This window comes from Pseudomonas sp. Z18(2022) (assembly GCF_036346535.1).
Taxonomy (GTDB): domain Bacteria; phylum Pseudomonadota; class Gammaproteobacteria; order Pseudomonadales; family Pseudomonadaceae; genus Aquipseudomonas; species Aquipseudomonas yamanorum_A.
The window spans coordinates 101,614-119,578 of the sequence record NZ_JAOTOA010000007.1 but is presented as its reverse complement, the minus strand read 5'-3'; the positions used below and the strand labels follow the sequence as shown (position 1 = coordinate 119,578).

12 protein-coding genes are annotated in these 17,965 nt (G+C 58.1%); 9 read left to right on the top strand and 3 right to left on the bottom strand.

Going from position 1 to position 17,965, the window contains the following annotated elements:
• Window positions 1-45: 45 nt before the first annotated feature.
• The 3 genes from V3W39_RS16815 to V3W39_RS16805 all read right to left on the bottom strand — a co-directional run bounded on the left by V3W39_RS16815 (window position 46) and on the right by V3W39_RS16805 (window position 3,682).
• Window positions 46-1,767, bottom strand: coding sequence for an ABC transporter ATP-binding protein/permease (locus V3W39_RS16815; RefSeq protein WP_177113441.1), 1,722 nt, complete (start codon window positions 1,765-1,767; stop codon window positions 46-48).
• A gap of 99 nt (window positions 1,768-1,866) precedes the next feature.
• Window positions 1,867-2,427, bottom strand: a complete 561-nt coding sequence (locus V3W39_RS16810) for a response regulator transcription factor (RefSeq protein ID WP_003216016.1) — start codon at window positions 2,425-2,427, stop codon at window positions 1,867-1,869.
• Window positions 2,420-3,682 (bottom strand): ATP-binding protein, encoded by a 1,263-nt coding sequence (locus tag V3W39_RS16805; RefSeq protein WP_177043419.1) that lies wholly within the window; start codon window positions 3,680-3,682, stop codon window positions 2,420-2,422. Before V3W39_RS16805 ends, V3W39_RS16810 begins: the two co-directional genes overlap by 8 nt.
• A gap of 206 nt (window positions 3,683-3,888) precedes the next feature.
• Between V3W39_RS16805 and V3W39_RS16800 the strand changes: the two genes are divergently transcribed.
• From V3W39_RS16800 to V3W39_RS16760, 9 genes are all read left to right on the top strand, one after another.
• Window positions 3,889-4,599 carry an SIMPL domain-containing protein gene (locus tag V3W39_RS16800; RefSeq protein ID WP_330212991.1) on the top strand — a complete coding sequence of 237 codons (711 nt, stop codon included), beginning with the start codon at window positions 3,889-3,891 and terminating at the stop codon, window positions 4,597-4,599.
• Window positions 4,600-4,934: 335 nt separating this feature from the next.
• Window positions 4,935-7,178, top strand: coding sequence for a hypothetical protein (locus tag V3W39_RS16795; RefSeq protein ID WP_330212990.1), 2,244 nt, complete (start codon window positions 4,935-4,937; stop codon window positions 7,176-7,178).
• 126 nt (window positions 7,179-7,304) lie between these two features.
• Entirely contained in the window at window positions 7,305-8,906 is a 1,602-nt protein-coding gene (locus V3W39_RS16790; RefSeq protein WP_177043417.1) for an ABC transporter substrate-binding protein, read from the top strand.
• 258 nt (window positions 8,907-9,164) lie between these two features.
• Window positions 9,165-10,793 (top strand): ABC transporter substrate-binding protein, encoded by a 1,629-nt coding sequence (locus V3W39_RS16785; RefSeq protein WP_010175075.1) that lies wholly within the window; start codon window positions 9,165-9,167, stop codon window positions 10,791-10,793.
• Between the two features lie 362 nt (window positions 10,794-11,155).
• Entirely contained in the window at window positions 11,156-12,700 is a 1,545-nt protein-coding gene (locus V3W39_RS16780; protein ID WP_371318569.1) for an ABC transporter substrate-binding protein, read from the top strand.
• 171 nt (window positions 12,701-12,871) lie between these two features.
• Entirely contained in the window at window positions 12,872-14,269 is a 1,398-nt protein-coding gene (locus V3W39_RS16775) for an OprD family outer membrane porin (protein WP_177043415.1), read from the top strand.
• Between the two features lie 81 nt (window positions 14,270-14,350).
• Window positions 14,351-15,949 carry an ABC transporter substrate-binding protein gene (locus V3W39_RS16770; RefSeq protein ID WP_330212989.1) on the top strand — a complete coding sequence of 533 codons (1,599 nt, stop codon included), beginning with the start codon at window positions 14,351-14,353 and terminating at the stop codon, window positions 15,947-15,949.
• Window positions 15,950-16,023: 74 nt separating this feature from the next.
• The gene (locus tag V3W39_RS16765; protein WP_177043413.1) at window positions 16,024-17,034 is read left to right on the top strand and encodes an ABC transporter permease subunit; all 1,011 of its coding nucleotides are present in this window, start codon (window positions 16,024-16,026) and stop codon (window positions 17,032-17,034) included.
• A gap of 10 nt (window positions 17,035-17,044) precedes the next feature.
• Complete coding sequence (locus tag V3W39_RS16760; RefSeq protein WP_003215991.1) at window positions 17,045-17,956, top strand: ABC transporter permease subunit; 912 nt, start codon at window positions 17,045-17,047, stop codon at window positions 17,954-17,956.
• The last annotated feature ends 9 nt before the right edge of the window (window positions 17,957-17,965 follow it).

Genomic DNA, 17,965 nt, shown 5'->3' with positions numbered 1-17,965 from the left:
CGCCTACGCGGGGTTAGCGATGTGCGCCAAACCCCGCGGCCATCCCTAAACGCTTTGTTCGATCAGCTGCCCGTTCTCGATCCGCACATGCCGCCCATGGAAACGCTTGAGGCTGCTGCGATGGCCGACGCTGACGATGCTCAAGCCCGGCAGCTCATCGATCAACGCCTGATACAGCGCCGCCTCGTCCTCTTCATCCATCGCCGACGTGGCTTCATCCATGTACAGCCATTGCGGTTCAAACAACAACGCGCGGGCAAAGGCCAGGCGTTGCTGCTCACCCGGTGACAACATGCGCTGCCAGTGGTTGGCTTCATCCAACCTTGGAGTCAGGTGTGCCAGGCGACAGGTTTCCAGCACCTGTGCATAACGTTCCGCCGGGTAGGCGCCCTCCTCCTGTGGATAACTCAACACGCCGCGCAAGGTGCCGATCGGCAGGTACGGCTTCTGCGGCAGGAACAGGTAACGCTCGGCCGGCAGACGGATGTTGCCGTGGCCGTTCGGCCACAGATTGCCCATGGCCCGCAGCAAGGTTGATTTGCCGCTGCCGGAGCGGCCGCTGAGCATCAGGCGTTCACCTTCGGCGACGCTCAGGTTGGCGCCGTCGAGCAGGTGACGACCGTCAGCCAGATCAAGGCTGAGGTTGTTCATCTGCAAATTGCCGCCCTGACGCTGCAACTCAATGCCCATGTTGCGGCCTTCGTTTTCTTCCATCGCCTCGCCAAAGCTCAGCAGACGATCGCAGGTAGCGCGCCAGCTGGCCAACACGGTGTACGCGTCGACAAACCAGCTCAGGCTGCCCTGCACGCTGCCAAACGCACTGGCCACCTGCATCAGCACACCCAGCTCTATCTGCCCGGAAAAGTAGCGCGGCGCGGCCACCACAAACGGAAAGATGATCGCAATCTGCGAGTAACCGCTGGTGAAGAAATTCAGGCGCTTCTTGAGCTGCATGATGCTCCAGAAGTTGCTCCACACCCGCCCGAAACGTGCGCTCAGCTGCTGGTGTTCATTCGGCTCGCCATTGAACAGCGCGATGCTTTCGGCGTTCTCGCGCACCCGCACCAGGCTGAAACGCAAGTCGGCCTCAAACCGTTGTTGGCGGTTGCTCAAGCCGATCAGTTTTCGACCAATCAAGTGGGTCAACCAGCTGCCGAGCACGGCATACACCAGCGCCGCCCAGAACATGTAGCCGGGAATGGTGATGCCCCACACTTCGATGCTGCCGGACACGCCCCACAAAATCACCGAGAACGACACCAGGCTCACCAGGTTACTGATGAAACCCAGGCCCAGGCTGAGGGTGCTGCTGGTGAAGGCGTTGAGGTCTTCGGAGATACGTTGGTCCGGGTTATCGGTATAGCCGCCGTATTCCAGGTGGTAGTAGTTCTTCTGGCTCAGCCACTTGGCGAAGTAGGTTTCGGTCAGCCAGCGCCGCCAGCGGATGGTGAGCATCTGCTGCAGATAGGAGGTGAACACCCCGGTGACGATCGCCACCACCGCGATCACGCTGAAATACATCAGCAAGTGGGTGAAGGCGTCGTAGTCCTTCTTCTCCAGGGCGTTATAGAAGTCGCGGTTCCAGCTGTTGAACCACACCGACACGGCCACGCTGAACAGCGACAGCCCCAGCACCACCAGCAGCAACAGCCAGGCCTTGCCCTTCTCCTCACTGCGCCAGTAAGGGGTGATCAGCGCCCAGACTTTCCTTAAAAATTGCCCACGCACCGCGTCATTGACCGCGGAATACTCAGCGTTCTGATTCATTGTTCAGGCTCGATAGGAAATAAAGAACAGGCGTCGGACCGATCATAGCCGATCGATCCGGGGCTCCGTGCAGCCTGAAGCAGATTGTTCAGTCGCCGTTCAACGTCGAACCGGGCGCTTCTGCAGCTTGCGCTGCAACGTCCGGCGATGCATGCCCAGGGCGCGGGCAGTGGCGGAGATATTGCCTTCGTGCTCGGTCAACACCCGCTGGATGTGTTCCCACTGCAGGCGGTCCACCGACATCGGGTTTTCCGGCACCAGGGTGTCGAGGTCGGCGTGCTCGGAGAGCAAGGCGGCCAGCACGTCGTCGGCGTCTGCCGGCTTGCACAGGTAGTTGCAGGCGCCGCGCTTGATCGCCTCGACAGCAGTGGCAATGCTGGAATAGCCGGTGAGGATCACCACGCGCATTTCCGGGTCCAGCTCCAGCAGCTTGGGCAGCAGCACCAGGCCGGAGTCGCCGTCCATTTTCAGGTCCAGGGCGGCATATTCCGGCAGGTCGGCGGTGGCGATGGCCAGGCCTTCCTCGGCGGAACCGGCGGTGCTCACGCGAAAGCCACGACGGCTCATGGCGCGGGCCATCACGCGGGTAAAGGTGGCGTCGTCATCTACCAGCAACAGGTGCGGCAGTTCTTCGCCTTCGACTTGGATCTCGTCACTCATCGATGTCTCCTCGTGCGACACGGGGCAGGCGCAGCTCGGTGAGCGTGCCGCCTTCCTCATGACTATAGAGTTTCACTGAGCCGCCCGCGCGAGTCACGCTGGCCTTGCTCAAAAACAGGCCCAGGCCGAAGCCTTTGCCTTTGGTGGTAAAGAATGGCTTGCCGATCTGCTCGGCAATCGCCAGCGGCACACCGGCGCCATGGTCGCGAATGCTGATGGTGAGGTCTTCGGCGTCCCAGTTCAGGGTCACTTCCAGCCCCTCCGGGCAGGCATCGGCGGCGTTGTTCAGCAGGTTCAGCAGCGCCTGGGTCAGGTCCGGCGGCGGCGCCATGCGCGGCACTGTGCCCTGGCCCAGCAGGTGGAAACGGTAGCTGGCTTCGGGACGCATCAGGTGCCAGCGGTTCAGGGCTTCGTCCAGCCACTGGGTGACGTCTTGCATCTCCACGGCGAGGCGACGATTGGCTTCAGCGGCACGCACCAATTGCTGCAACGTCAACTTGCACTGCTTGACCTGCTCCTGCAGCACGCTGAGGTCGTCTTGCAGGGCCGGGTCGTGATGGTCCTGGGTCATTTCCTTGAGCAGTACGCTCATGGTCGCCAGCGGCGTCCCCAGTTCATGGGCCGCGCCGGCAGCCTGGGTGGCGACGGCCAGCAGTTGCTGGTCTCGCAGGCCCTCTTCACGGCGAATGGCGCGCAGTTCTTCCTGGCGACGCAGCTCTTCCGCCATTCGTGCGGCAAAGAAGGTGATGACCGCCGCCGACAGGGCGAAGCTCAGCCACATGCCGTAGATCTGCAGGTTTTCCCGGGCGATGGGGAAGGTCTGCAACGGGTAGAACTGGGCGAGCAGCAGGGTGTACAGGGCCAGGGCGATGCCCGACAGCACCACCGAGTAACGCCATGGCAAGGTCACCGCAGCGATAGTCAGTGGCACCAGGTAATAAGAAACAAACGGGTTGGTGGAACCACCGGAGAAGTACAGCAACACACTGTGGATAAACAGGTCGCAGGCCAGTTGCAGGGCGTATTCCAACTCGGTCACCGGCCACGTGGTGCGCAGCCGGATGGCGGTAAACACGCACAAGACGGTCGAGAAGCCGAGGGTCACGGCCAACTGCAACCAAGGCAGCGGCAGCAGCTTGAACCAATAGGCAAGCCCCACCGAACCGGCCTGTGCGGCCAGCACCAAGGTGCGGATGAACGTCAGGCGCCAGAGGTTCTGGCGGGTGGCGGAAGTCAGTTTTACGGCGGCGAGCATGAGCTCTCCCGATGAGCGCTGCAGGCGGATCGCACGGAGTATAAACGAAGCGACAGCGCTGGCACGGCGTGTGTGGCTCTTTGACGCAGGGGTCAGGAACATGACCGTTCGTCGGCATTGAGTAACTTGTTGCGAATGTGTAAACCCGAAGAACTGAAACCTTGCGTCTACAGTCTTACCGAACACGAACATCTCAAGGAGCTTACATGTCACGTTTCATTCGCAGTGCAGCCACCCTCGCCCTCGGCGCCGCCACCCTCGCCAGCCTGCCTGCCATGGCCGCTGATGAACTGCATTACAACCAGATTTCCCTGCGTGCCGAAGTCAGCCAGGAAGTGGCGCGCGACCAGATGATCGTCACCCTGTACACCGAGTCGCAGAACGCCGACCCGGCCAAGCTGGCCGCCGAAATCACCACCACCATGAACAAGGCGCTGGCCCAGGCCCGTGAAGTCAAAGGCGTGACCTTGCGCCAGGGCAGCCGCAACAGCTACCCGATCTACGACAACAAGAACCAGAAAATCACCGGCTGGCGTGAACGCGCCGAGCTGCGCATGGAAAGCGCCGACTTTGCCGCGCTGTCCAAGCTCACCGGCGACATGCTGACCAACCTGAAAATGGACAGCATGGATTTCGCCATCGCCAACCCGACCCGCAAGGCCAGCGAAGATGCCTTGCTTAAAGAAGCGGTCACCGCGTTCAAGGCCCGTGCACAACTGGCCACCGACGCGCTGGGCGGCAAGGGCTACAAAATCGTCAACCTGAACTTCAACACCAACGGTTATCCACAGCCCTACGCCCGCGGCGGGATGATGATGAAAGCCGCTGCGATGGATTCGGCGCCGACGCCGGAAGTCGAAGCCGGCACCAGCCAGGTGAGCATGAGTGCCGACGGAGTGATTGAAGTCCAGCAATAAACTTATTCAAGATAAAAGAATGGCGCGACCCTATAGGGCTCGCGCCTTTTTTTATCCAGAAGTTCCGACCAAGCGGGCAATATGCGCGCCGTTGAATATGGTCCACGTCTTATATCGTTGACTGCAAAATACCCAACATGTAAAAAAACCTGATACGTAAATGATATTTACTTACTTATGACTCGGAACTCTTCCTGCATATCCATCCACATAAGTGGATAGAACAATGTCGCTTCACCACGTACGCCATTTGAGGTTACACCAATGAAAGTGGTCGCTCATCCAACGGCGCAGCGCCATAAATATGCATCCCGCACCCTGCCAGGTAACATAAAATGACAACATCGACTCAGTATAGTATTGTCCGTTACCCAACAGCACCAATTCCCGGATCTACCCAGGAAGAACGCACCGAGTCACAGGAACAGAAAGTCCCACAACCGTTGAGCAATAGTGAAACATATAGCCTAGAAAACAATACATCACAGACCAGCTCTGACGAGGTTGCATCTTCCACATTCGAATCCAATACCTACAAAACAACAATTTATGGATCGGGCAGCGCTTCTGCGCCTATAGCCGGGCTTTCTCTGCTGGAACGGGAACAGCTTGTTGACGCCTATGCCAACCGTGTAAAGGCGCAAATCGGAAATATAGAAAGTGGCAGCGAAGGCGAAAGAAACGTTAAGTTCCAGAATGTGCGTTTATTCATGGAGCCCTCTGGATATTTCAGTGCTGGCTTGTTGGCAGCCGGGTATGACCCGAATAAAAAAATCACGGTAACGTTCAACTCCTACGTAGGGAAATGGAAACCGGAACACCTGACCGATACCGACACACGCACCTACTTTGCATGGGAAATTGCAGCGGGTGCCCTTAAGCACGATAAGCCACCAGGAGGCGGTCTGCTCAATTTCCATCAGATGGAAATCGCGCCTAAAGATCAGAGTAAGATTAACGATCTGGAGTCACTTGGCAAGAAACTCCAAAATTACTGGGAAGACGAAATAGCCAAGCCGATGCGGGATGAGTCGGGAGAAATTACGAAGCGTTCAGGAAAAGCAGATAACTATATAACACGGGGAACCTTGCAAAGCCTGGCCAATAACAAGGAAAGTTTTAAAAAATTAAGCACTGAAGGCCAAGAGGCGGTTAATAGTACATTGGAAAATAATGGACAAGTCATTATCCCCAACATATATGGCTTTCCACTGGCGGGGTATGCATTTATCCCTTATACCCCCTATGACGGCAATTATGATCATAGACCCAATAAGGGCCTGATGATCGATTTGAAGAACGGCGCCGTCCATGAAATCAGGGGAGATGAAGATTTTTCCAACTGGACTAAAAGCAATCGAAATGATTTGCTGCGTAGCTTCAATGCCAGCGATAGGCAAGGAGGTAAAGATGCTCATTGGCCAAAGGCGGGGGATGTGCTCGACAACTTGATCGCAGGCAATCATGCCAGCTACCCGGGATACTCCAGCCTCCTAAAAGATAAAGCAGTACCGGTGTGGGAGACATTTAACTATACCGAATCACGGGGTAGCGAATATCGGTTGAAGTACGGCAACCTCGACTCCAGTATTGCGGCAAAATACCAGGAGGTGAACGCCAAAAATGCGGTGTGGTCCGACCAGACCGAAGTGTTTGGTTCCTCGCAGCAAATCTGGAAGGACGCGAAAGAATTGTGGGGGCGCACCTTTGGTTACGTGCCCATCCTTGGCAACGCGGGCAATATTTATTTCGGCGTCCATGACTCCACTTATGGCATGACAGCCGACGATCGCATTGGCGGGTCTGCTGCCGCAGTAATATCGGGCCTGCAATTACTGCACGAACTTGCGCCCTATGCGGCAGAGTCCGGATCGGGTGATGTACCGGCGAACGTTAACGCCCTGAAGGCCAAAGATTACAGCTGGGAATACAATTCAAAGACAAATGATTTTGAGTTGGTACGAGTGCAGAAGGAGCCAACGTCCCTGGCGCCAGTGGCCCCCATCACCGAAACCGTGTCGAAGGATGGCAATCTGGTCACACTCACAGGGACCAAAGACAACCTGAATAAAGTCGAAGATAACCTTTACACCTTTGCCGACATGAACAAAAAAGGTACCCAACATCGACTCAACATCATTGCCCACGGCGATGGTACGCACATCTTCTACAACGGCAAAAAACACACCCCGCAAGGGCTATACAACACGCTAAAGCGTAACGGCGTCATCGTTTCACACTATGACAACATTCGAATTTTGAGTTGTTACTCAGGAAAGCTCGGCGAAAACTCTTTCGCCGCCGAATTTCAACGGCTCACCGACCGTCCTGTTAAAGGCTATACAGGAGAGATCATTGCCAGGTACTCCGCCGAAGAGATTACAGGCGACTCTAACGTTATCTATAAGAGCGGCGAAAACCCGGTGGACAACCCTGATGCCATAAACAACAACAGTATCGAAAATAAGGAATTCAAACCGGAAAAAAACAACCCTTATTCGATTTTCCAGAACCCGTTCAAGTGGTGGAAATTCAGCTACAAACCCGTCGTATTCGCACCGGGTACTAACAGCCTGTAGCCCAGGAACGCCGACCGGGCCAAGTAGACCCTTCAGTGACCCCTACCTGACAATCCTGAACGGCGGTAACCTCGGTGACCGCCGTTTTCGTTTGGGCAGCCTTCAGCTGCCATCTCAGGGGTCTCCATGGAAAGAATCGCCTTTAAACCGCTCCTCCTCGCTGCCGGCCTGCTGGCATTTATGCCGATGGCCCAGGCGGCCAGCACCCTGGTCTACTGCTCCGAAGCCAGTCCCGCCGGTTTCGATCCCAGCCAGTACACCAGCGGCACCGATTTTGATGCCTCCGCCGAAACCGTGTTCAACCGCCTGACCCAGTTCAAGCGCGGCGGCACCGAAGTCGAACCGGGCCTGGCAACCAGTTGGGACGTGTCCAAAGACGGCCTGACCTACACCTTCCACCTGCGCGATGGCGTCAAGTTCCACACCACCGACTATTTCACCCCGACCCGCGACTTCAACGCCGATGACGTGCTGTTCACCTTCCAGCGCCTGCTCGACCCCGAGAACGCGTTCCGCAAGGCCTACCCATCGGAGTCGCCGTACTTCACCGACATGGGCTTGAACACCACCATCAAGAACGTCGAAAAACTCGACGAGCACACCGTGCGCTTCAACCTGAACAACGTCGACGCTTCTTTCGTGCAGAACCTGGCCATGAGCTTCGCCTCGGTGCAGTCCGCCGAATACGCCGCGCAGTTGCTCAAGGAAGGCAAGGCCGCCGACATCAACCAGAAGCCGGTGGGCACCGGGCCGTTTGTGTTCAAGCGTTACCAGAAGGATTCGCAGATTCGCTACAGCGCCAATAAACAGTATTGGAAGCCCGAGGATGTGAAGCTCGACAACCTGGTGTTCTCGATCACCCCGGACGCTGCGGTGCGCCTGCAAAAGCTCAAGACCGGCGAGTGCCAGGTCAGCGGTTACCCGCGCCCTTCCGACATTGAAGTGATGAAGCAGGACCCGAACCTGCGGGTGCTGCAGCAAGCCGGCTTCAATCTGGGCTTTCTCGCCTACAACGTGACCCACCCGCCCCTGGACCAGCTCAAGGTACGCCAGGCCCTGGACATGGCCATCGACAAGCCAGCAATCATCAAGGCGGTGTACCAGAGCGCCGGACAATTGGCGCAGAACGCGCTACCTCCGGCGCAGTGGTCTTATGACCCGACGATCAAGGACGCACCCTACGACCCGGCCAAGGCTCGGGCGCTACTAAAAGAAGCAGGGGTTGCACCAGGTACCACCATCAATCTGTGGGCGATGACGGTTCAACGCGCGTCCAATCCCAATGCCCGAATGTCGGCGCAGATGATCCAGCAGGATTGGGAAAAGATCGGCATCAAGGCCAATATCGTCAGCTATGAGTGGGGCGAATACATCAAACGCGCCAAAGCCGGCGAGCATGACGTGATGATTTACGGCTGGACCGGCGACAACGGTGACCCGGATAACTGGCTCGGCGTGCTCTACAGTTGTGCTGCGGTGAAGGGCAGCAACTATGCCAAATGGTGTAATCCGGCCTACGACAAACTCGTGCAGCAGGCCAAGGTCAGCAGCGACCGCGAGCAGCGCATCAAGTGGTATCAACAGGCACAAAAAATCCTTAAAGAACAAGTACCTATAACGCCTATCGCAAACTCGACGGTTTTCCAGCCCCTTCGAAAGGAAGTGCAGGATTTCAAAATCAGTCCATTTGGGCTCACACCGTTCTATGGCGTCAGTCTGAATAAGTAACAACCTCGCCCCAACCGAGTGCGCCAGACGCCTCGGTTGGGCATTCCTGGTGCACGCCTCGCACCGAAAAAAACCCTCAAAAGTGCGTAAATGTGTCTGAACTTACACATATGCGACATTCGTGTACGTTCGTACCACTGTTTAGCCGTTGTAGGCTCTCAACATCTTGCATTGGGTATGGGCCCTGCATAAGTATCCGCAGGTCGACTCACGAGGTCGCCCTCACTACCAAAAATGACAACAAATCATGAGGCCAACATGCTTAAACACGCAGTCATTCCGTTATTAGTCAGCGCCGGTTTAATGGCTGCTGCACCTTTCGCCCAAGCGGCGAGCAACCTGGTGTTCTGCTCCGAAGGGAGCCCGGCCGGTTTTGATCCAGGCCAGTACACCACCGGAACAGACTTCGATGCTTCGGCCGAAACCATGTTCAACCGTCTGACCCAGTTTGAGCGCGGCGGCACCGCTGTTGTTCCTGGGCTGGCCACCACCTGGGACGTTTCCCCGGATGGCCTGACGTACACCTTCCACCTTCGTGAAGGCGTCAAGTTCCACACCACCCCGTACTTCAAGCCAACTCGTGAATTTTCGGCTGACGACGTACTGTTCACTTTCAACCGGATGATCAACAAAGATGATCCGTTCCGCAAAGCCTACCCAACCGAGTTCCCGTACTTCACGGACATGGGTATGGACACCAACATCAAGAACATCGAGAAAGTCGATGCCCATACCGTCAAGTTCACCCTTGGCACTGTGGACGCCGCCTTTATCCAGAACCTGGCAATGAGCTTCGCCTCCATCCAGTCGGCTGAATACGCCGCCCAGCTGTTGAAGGAAGGCAAGGCACAGGACATCAACCAGAAGCCAATCGGTACTGGTCCGTTCGTGTTCAAGAGCTACCAGAAAGACTCCAACATCCGTTACACCGGCAACAAGGATTACTGGAAGCCTGAAGACGTGAAGATCGACAACCTGATCTTCGCCATCACCACCGACCCGTCGGTGCGTATCCAGAAGCTGAAGAAAAACGAATGCCAGGTGACCCTGTTCCCGCGTCCGGCCGACCTCAAGGCGCTGGGTGAAGACAAGGACCTGAAACTGCCGCACCAGGCCGGTTTCAACCTGGGCTACATTGCCTACAACGTAATGCCGGTCCTCAAGGGCCAGACTGCACCGAACCCACTGTCCGACCTGCGCGTGCGTGAGGCCCTGGACATGTCGGTGAACAAGCAGCAGATCATCGACTCGGTTTACCAGGGCGCTGGCCAACTGGCCGTCAACGCCATGCCGCCAACCCAGTGGTCCTACGACACCACCATCAAGGACGCCCCGTTCGACGTGACCAAAGCCAAGGCTTTGCTCAAGGAAGCCGGCGTCAAGGAAGGCACCGAGATCACCCTGTGGGCGATGCCGGTCCAGCGTCCGTACAACCCGAACGCCAAGCTGATGGCTGAGATGCTGCAGAACGACTGGAAACAGATCGGCCTTAAAGTGAACATCGTCAGCTATGAGTGGGGCGAGTACATCAAGCGCTCCAAAGGCGGCGAGAACCAGGCCATGATCATTGGCTGGAGCGGCGACAATGGTGACCCGGACAACTGGCTGAACGTGCTGTTCGGCTGCGATTCCCTGGCCGGCAACAACTTCTCCAAGTGGTGCGACAAGAAATTCGATGGCATCGTGAAAGAAGCCAAGGCGACTTCCGACGTAGCCAAACGCACCGAGCTGTACAAGCAGGCGCAACATATCCTCAAAGATGCAGTCCCGATGACACCTATCGCGCACTCGACGGTGTATCAACCCATGCGCAACAACGTGCAGGACTTCAAGATCAGCCCATTTGGCTTGAACTCCTTCTACGGCGTGAGCGTAAGCGGCAAGTAAGGGTCACTGGCGGCGACGTTTCATAAACGTCGCCGTTATTGCATCCGCCAAGACCGTAGGAAACAGACCACATCCGCACACGCTGCCGTCCTACGGCAGCTAACTGCGAATCGCGGCTCCGTTGCCTACAAGGTCTGTCAGATTCGTTGCATTTACTGCCCGGCTCCCGACCCATAACGTCGTGGCACGGCAGAAGCATCGTCTCTGATAAGGCAACTGCCGTTGTGGGATCAGTGTTGTCCCAGGGCCAAGGCCTTGGGATTGCTCACTGACGAGAACAACAAACAAGGATCGGGATTGTCATGCGCCATACCACCGTTCTATCCGCGATATTTGGCACCAGCCTGTTGGCTGTGGCCTCGATGGGCCAGGCTGCCGAGAAAAAGAGCCTGGTGTTTTGCTCCGAAGGCAGCCCGGCTGGCTTCGACACCGCGCAATACACGACGGCCACCGATAACGACGCCGCCGAGCCTATCTACAACCGCTTGGCCGAGTTTGAAAAAGGCGCGACCAATGTCGTACCAGGCCTGGCAACCCGTTGGGATATTTCCGAAGACGGCCTGACCTACACCTTCCACCTGCGCGAAGGGGTGAAATTCCACAGCAACAAGGACTTCAAGCCGACGCGTGATTTCAACGCCGACGACGTGCTGTTCACCTTCAATCGCATGCTTGACCCCGAACATCCGTTCCGCAAGGCCTACCCCACCGAGTTTCCGTACTTCAACGGGATGAGCCTGAACAAGAACATAGCGAAGGTCGAAAAAACCGACCCGCACACCGTGGTGATGACCCTGAACACGGTCGACGCCGCGTTTATCCAGAACATCGCCATGAGCTTCGCCTCGATCCTGTCGGCTGAATACGCCGACCATTTGCTCAAGGTCGGCAAGCCCAGCGACATCAACCAGAAGCCGATCGGCACCGGGCCGTTCGTGTTCCAGCGTTACCAGAAAGACTCGCAGATCCGCTACACCGGCAACAAACAGTACTGGGACCCGAGCCGCGTGAAGCTCGACCAGCTGATTTTTGCGATCAACACCGACGCGTCGGTGCGGGTACAAAAGCTCAAGGCCGGCGAATGCCAGATCACCCTGCACCCGCGCCCGGCCGACGTCGAAGCCCTGAAGGCCGACCCGAAGCTGCAACTGCTGACCAAACCCGGCTTCAACCTCGGCTACATCGCCTATAACGTGCGGCACAAGCCCTTCGACCAGCTTGAAGTGCGCCAGGCCCTGGACATGGCGGTGAACAAGCAGAGCATTCTCAACGCCGTGTACCAGGGCGCAGGGCAACTGGCGGTCAATGCCATGCCGCCGACCCAGTGGTCTTACGACGACACCATCAAGGACGCCGCCTACAACCCGGAAAAAGCCAAGGAATTGCTCAAGGCTGCCGGCGTGAAGGAAGGCACCGAGATCACCCTGTGGGCGATGCCGGTGCAACGGCCGTACAACCCCAACGCCAAGCTGATGGCCGAAATGCTGCAAAGCGATTGGGCGAAGATTGGCCTCAAGGTCAAGATCGTCAGCTATGAATGGGGCGAGTACATCAAGCGCACCAAAAATGGCGAGCACGACATCAGCCTGATCGGCTGGACCGGCGACAACGGTGACCCGGACAACTGGCTGGGCACCCTCTACAGCTGCGACGCCATCGGCGGGAACAACTACTCGATGTGGTGTGACCCGGCGTACGACAAGCTGATCAAGCAAGCCAAGGTCGTGACCGACCGCGAACAAAGGACTGTTCTGTACAAACAGGCGCAGCAACTGCTTAAAGCACAGGTGCCGATCACGCCAGTCGCCCACTCGACGGTCAACCAGCCGTTAAGCGCCAAAGTCGAAGGCTTCAAAGTGAGCCCCTTCGGCCGCAACGTGTTCTCGGGCGTCAGTCTCAACCCATAAAAAGATAACCGGATTGCGCAGGGTGAGCATTCACCTTGCTGCAAACGTGCAGCCTTATTTCGGGTTTTACCCAAGGGCAAACGTTTGCAAAGGCTTGAAAGAGTTACACACCCAATAGCCGGTTCACCTAAAAAGACCGGCATTAAAAAGAGAACCAAAGGAGCTTCACCCATGAAACTGAGCAGCACCGCGCTACTGGCCCTGGCCATCAGCAGCATCACGGCTACCGCCTACGCTGAACCTGCAAGCCAGGACTTCGTTCCAACCACACTGGCCGGCACCAGCGCCCAAAGCGAGGCCAAAGGCTTTATCGATGGATTCAGCCTGGGCGGCACTACCCGCAACTGGTTCTCCAGCGAGAATAAATTCCGTGGTCAGCGTTTCTCGTACGAGAAGCACAACGTGACACAAACCGACGCCAACCGTACCAACTGGGTACAGGGCACCATCCTCAACGGCACCTCGGGCTTCACCCAAGGCACCGTGGGCGTGAGCACTGAAGTGGCGGTCTACAACGCTCTGGTCCTGGACCGCAGCAAGCGCGACATCAAGGGTGGCTCCAACCGTACCCTGGCCGACTCCGACGGCGATGCTGTAGGCCAGTGGAGCAAACTGGGCCTGGCCAACGTCAAGTTCCGTGTTTCTAACACCACCTTGACCGCCGGTCGCCAGAACTTCAGCAGCGGCATCGTCGACACCATCGGCAACCGTGCACTGCCTTCGAGCTTTGAAGGTGTGAGCTTCAACAGTGAAGAGTTCAGCAACCTGTCGTTCCAGGGCGGCGTGTTTGACCGCGTTTCGCCACGGACCGAGCAGAGCCTGTCGAAATTCCGTTCCGAATACGGCAATGGCCAGGAAACCGACAAGGTCAAGACCCTGGGCGTTAACTACCAGCCGTTCAAGAGCCTGAAAACCAGCCTGTTCGCCGCCAACGTAGAAGACTTCTGGAACCAGTACTACTTCGGCGCTACCCACGAGTTGGGCGACAGCCAGACCCTGTCCCTGACCACCGGCCTGAACTACTACAAAACTACCGATACCGGTAAAAAGCTGATGGGGAATATCGACAACGATACCTACTCCCTGTCCCTGGGCCTGACTCACCAAGCCCACAGCCTGACCTTCTCCTACCAGGCCATCAACGGTAACGAGTACTTCGACTACCTGCACGAAACCAACGGCATCTACCTGGCCAACTCCTTGACCTCCGACTTTAACGGACCGAACGAGAAATCCTTCCAGATCGCCTACGGCATCAACATGGCCGAATACGGCGTGCCAGGCCTGAAATTCAACGTCTACTCGGCGCGCGGCTGGGGCATCGACGGTACTCACTACACCGGCACTGCCTACGGCGAATCCGGCGTGGCGCGTAGCGACCTGCGTCTGATGGACGGCGAGACCCACCAGGAATACGGCGTGGGCGCGGCTTACGCGATCCAGAGCGGCTCGCTCAAGGCCACCACCATCCGTGGTACCTACGTGACTCACCGTGCCAGCGCCAACCAGGCTGACGGCAACATCCGTGAGTTCCGCCTGGTCACCACCATTCCGTTCAACATTCTTTAATCAGCGCCAGGTAGGCGGCGGGCTCAGGACGAGCCTGCCGCCTACGCTTGTCTGGTCCAATCGATTGCAGAGGGCTCTTAGATGAAAATGCTCCCGTTACAAGCTGCCATTGCCGCTGCGCTGTTGAGCGTCGCCGTCGGCATCTCGGCCAAACCGTTGGTCGTCTGCACCGAAGCCAGCCCGGAAGGCTTCGATCCGGTCCTGTACACCACGGCCGTCACCGCTGACGCCGCGGCCGAAACCATGTTCAACCGCCTGGTGGACTTCAAGCCCGGCACCACCGAAGTGATCCCGGCGCTCGCCAAGGACCTGCCGCAAATCAGCGCCGATGGCCTGACCTACACCTTTCACCTGCGTGACGACATCAAGTTCCACACCACCGACTACTTCAAACCCACGCGCAACATGAATGCCGACGACGTGCTTTGGAGCTTCCAGCGCCAGCTGGACCCGAAACACCCGTGGCACAACAAGTCCAACGTGGGCTACCCGTACTTTGAAAGCATGGGCTTCAAGGAACTGCTCAAGAGCGTAGAGAAGACCGATGACCACACCGTGGTCTTCACCCTGACCCGCCCTGAAGCACCGTTCCTGGCCGACCTGGCCATGGCGTTTTCCTCGATTCACTCCGCCGAATACGCCGACCAGTTGCTCAAGTCCGGCAAGACCGATGACCTGAACGCCAAGCCCATCGGCACCGGCCCGTTCATCTTCACCCGCTACGCCAAAGACGCCCAAGTGCGCTTCAAGGCCAACCCGGACTACTTCCGTGGCAAGCCGCCGGCCGATCCGCTGATCCTGGCCATCACCACCGACAACAACGTGCGCCTGCAAAAGCTCAAGGCCAACGAATGCCAGATCGCGCTGTATCCGAAACCGGATGACGTGCCGAGCATGAAGGCCGACCCGAACCTGAAGGTGGCGGAACTGGCAGCCATGACCACCGCCTACACCGCCATGAACACCACCCACAAGTACATGAGCGACGCGCGGGTGCGCCACGCGATCAACATCGCGTTCGACAAGAAAGGCTACAACGAGTCCCTGTACGGCAAAGGCAACGCGGTCGACGCCACCGGCCCGTACCCGCCAACGCTGCTGGGTTTCAGCGACAAGCTGAAGAATCCGCCCCGTGACCTCGACAAGGCCCGCGCCCTGCTCAAGGAAGCCGGCGTACCGGAAGGCACCGAGTTCACCCTGTTCACCCGCAACGGCGGCGGCCCGACCAACCCCAACCCGATGCTCGGCGCCCAGCGCATGCAGGCGGACCTGGCGCAAATCGGCCTGAAAGTGAACATCAGGGTCATGGAATGGGGCGAAATGCTCAAGCGCGCCAAAAATGGCGAACATGACATGGTCTCCGCCGGCTGGGCCGGGGATAACGGGGACCCGGATAACTTCCTCACGCCGAACTTGAGTTGCGATGCAGCGAAAAACGGCGAAAACTACGCCCGCTGGTGTAACAAAGAGTTTCAAGACTTGATCGACAAGGCGCGCGCCATCGCTGAACCCACACAGCGCGCTGCACTCTATGAACAAGCAATGGACGTTTTCGACAAGGACCAACCATGGATTCCCATGGCTTACCCGAAAATGTTCACCGCCATGCGTAAAAACGTCGAGGGTTTTACCCAAAGCCCTCTGACCACAAATAACTTCGCCACCACCCAGGTGAAGTAGATAAGAGACGCTCGGCACCGTCGACATTGACGGTGCCGAACCTGCCTAACCGGCTGATTGAGGTACACAACAAGATGTTTAGTTTTATTGCCCGCCGATTGGGGTTATTGATCCCCACGTTTTTCGGCATCACCTTGCTGACTTTCGCGTTGATTCGCATGATCCCTGGCGACCCCGTCGAAGTCATGATGGGCGAACGACGAGTCGACCCCGAGATGCACGCTCAGGCAATGGAACGCCTTGGTCTGAACAAACCGCTCTACGCGCAATACCTGGATTATGTCGGCAAGCTCGCCCAGGGCGACCTCGGCGAATCCCTGCGCACCCGTACCAGCGTGTGGACTGAATTCACCGCACTCTTCCCCGCGACCCTGGAACTGTCCATGGCCGCCCTGTTGTTCGCCGGCATCCTGGGGCTGTTAGCCGGGGTGATCGCGGCCTTGAAGCGAGGATCCCTGTTCGACCATGGGGTGATGGGCATCTCCCTGGCGGGATATTCGATGCCGATCTTCTGGTGGGGCCTGATCCTGATCATGTTCTTCTCCGTGAGCCTGGGCTGGACACCTGTGTCCGGGCGGATCGACCTGCTCTACGACATCGAGCCGCGCACCGGCTTCATGCTGATCGACACTCTGCTGGCTGGCGAAACGGATGCTTTCTGGGACGCCCTGCACCACCTGATCCTGCCGGCCATCGTGCTCGGCACCATCCCGCTGGCCGTTATCGCGCGGATGACCCGTTCGTCGATGCTCGAAGTGCTGCGCGAAGACTACATCCGCACCGCCAAGGCCAAGGGCCTGTCGCCGGCGCGCGTGGTGTTCGTCCACGGCCTGCGTAACGCGTTGATCCCGGTACTCACCGTGGTCGGCCTGCAAGTCGGCACACTGCTGGCCGGTGCGGTCCTGACCGAAACCATCTTCTCGTGGCCCGGCATCGGCAAATGGCTGATTGAAGCCATTGGCGCACGGGATTATCCCGTGGTGCAAAACGGCATCCTGTTAATCGCCTGCCTGGTGATTCTGGTGAACTTCGTGGTGGATATCCTCTACGGCTTCGCCAACCCACGCATCCGTCACCAGCGCTGAGATCATGACCATGACCACACCTACTCCCGCGGTAGCAGTCGATCAAAGCCTGCTGTATCCGTCCCCGTACAAAGAATTCTGGCAAGCCTTTTCCAAGAACAAGGGCGCCGTTGCCGGCCTGTTGTTCATGTTGCTGGTGGTGTTTTGCGCGCTGTTCGCCCCTTGGGTGGCACCGCATAACCCGAGCGAGCAATACCGTGACTTCCTGCTGACCCCTCCGGCCTGGCTGGAAGGCGGGCAGATCCAGTTCCTGCTGGGCACCGATGAACTGGGTCGTGACCTGCTGTCGCGCCTGATCCAGGGTTCGCGCCTGTCGTTGCTGATCGGCTTGTCGTCGGTAGTGATGTCGCTGATCCCGGGGATCCTGCTGGGCCTGTTCGCCGGCTTCTTCCCGCGCCTGCTCGGCCCGACCATCATGCGTTTGATGGACATCATGCTGGCCCTGCCGTCGCTGCTGCTGGCCGTAGCCATTGTCGCGATCCTCGGCCCTGGCCTGATCAACACCGTGATCGCGATTGCGATCGTATCGCTGCCGTCCTATGTCCGTCTGACCCGCGCCGCGGTGATGGGCGAACTGAACCGTGACTACGTGACCGCCGCCCGCCTCGCCGGCGCCGGCCTGCCGCGCCTGATGTTCGTCACCGTGCTGCCAAACTGCATGGCGCCGCTGATCGTTCAGGCCACCTTGAGTTTCTCCTCGGCAATTCTCGATGCCGCTGCCCTTGGCTTCCTGGGCCTTGGCGTACAACCGCCAACGCCTGAGTGGGGCACCATGCTGGCCTCGGCCCGCGACTACATCGAACGCGCCTGGTGGGTCGTGAGTCTGCCTGGCTTGACCATTTTGCTCAGCGTGCTGGCAATCAACCTGATGGGCGACGGCCTGCGCGATGCGCTGGACCCGAAACTCAAGAACGCCGCCTGAGGAGATTCC

Excerpts from the sequence above, each read along its gene's own strand:
- V3W39_RS16815 (WP_177113441.1), bottom strand. The coding sequence starts at position 1,767 with ATGAATCAGAACGCTGAGTATTCCGCGGTCAATGACGCGGTGCGTGGG.
- V3W39_RS16810 (WP_003216016.1), bottom strand. The coding sequence starts at position 2,427 with ATGAGTGACGAGATCCAAGTCGAAGGCGAAGAACTGCCGCACCTGTTG.
- V3W39_RS16805 (WP_177043419.1), bottom strand. The coding sequence starts at position 3,682 with ATGCTCGCCGCCGTAAAACTGACTTCCGCCACCCGCCAGAACCTCTGG.
- V3W39_RS16800 (WP_330212991.1), top strand. The coding sequence starts at position 3,889 with ATGTCACGTTTCATTCGCAGTGCAGCCACCCTCGCCCTCGGCGCCGCC.
- V3W39_RS16795 (WP_330212990.1), top strand. The coding sequence starts at position 4,935 with ATGACAACATCGACTCAGTATAGTATTGTCCGTTACCCAACAGCACCA.
- V3W39_RS16790 (WP_177043417.1), top strand. The coding sequence starts at position 7,305 with ATGGAAAGAATCGCCTTTAAACCGCTCCTCCTCGCTGCCGGCCTGCTG.
- V3W39_RS16785 (WP_010175075.1), top strand. The coding sequence starts at position 9,165 with ATGCTTAAACACGCAGTCATTCCGTTATTAGTCAGCGCCGGTTTAATG.
- V3W39_RS16780 (WP_371318569.1), top strand. The coding sequence starts at position 11,156 with ATGGGCCAGGCTGCCGAGAAAAAGAGCCTGGTGTTTTGCTCCGAAGGC.
- V3W39_RS16775 (WP_177043415.1), top strand. The coding sequence starts at position 12,872 with ATGAAACTGAGCAGCACCGCGCTACTGGCCCTGGCCATCAGCAGCATC.
- V3W39_RS16770 (WP_330212989.1), top strand. The coding sequence starts at position 14,351 with ATGAAAATGCTCCCGTTACAAGCTGCCATTGCCGCTGCGCTGTTGAGC.
- V3W39_RS16765 (WP_177043413.1), top strand. The coding sequence starts at position 16,024 with ATGTTTAGTTTTATTGCCCGCCGATTGGGGTTATTGATCCCCACGTTT.
- V3W39_RS16760 (WP_003215991.1), top strand. The coding sequence starts at position 17,045 with ATGACCACACCTACTCCCGCGGTAGCAGTCGATCAAAGCCTGCTGTAT.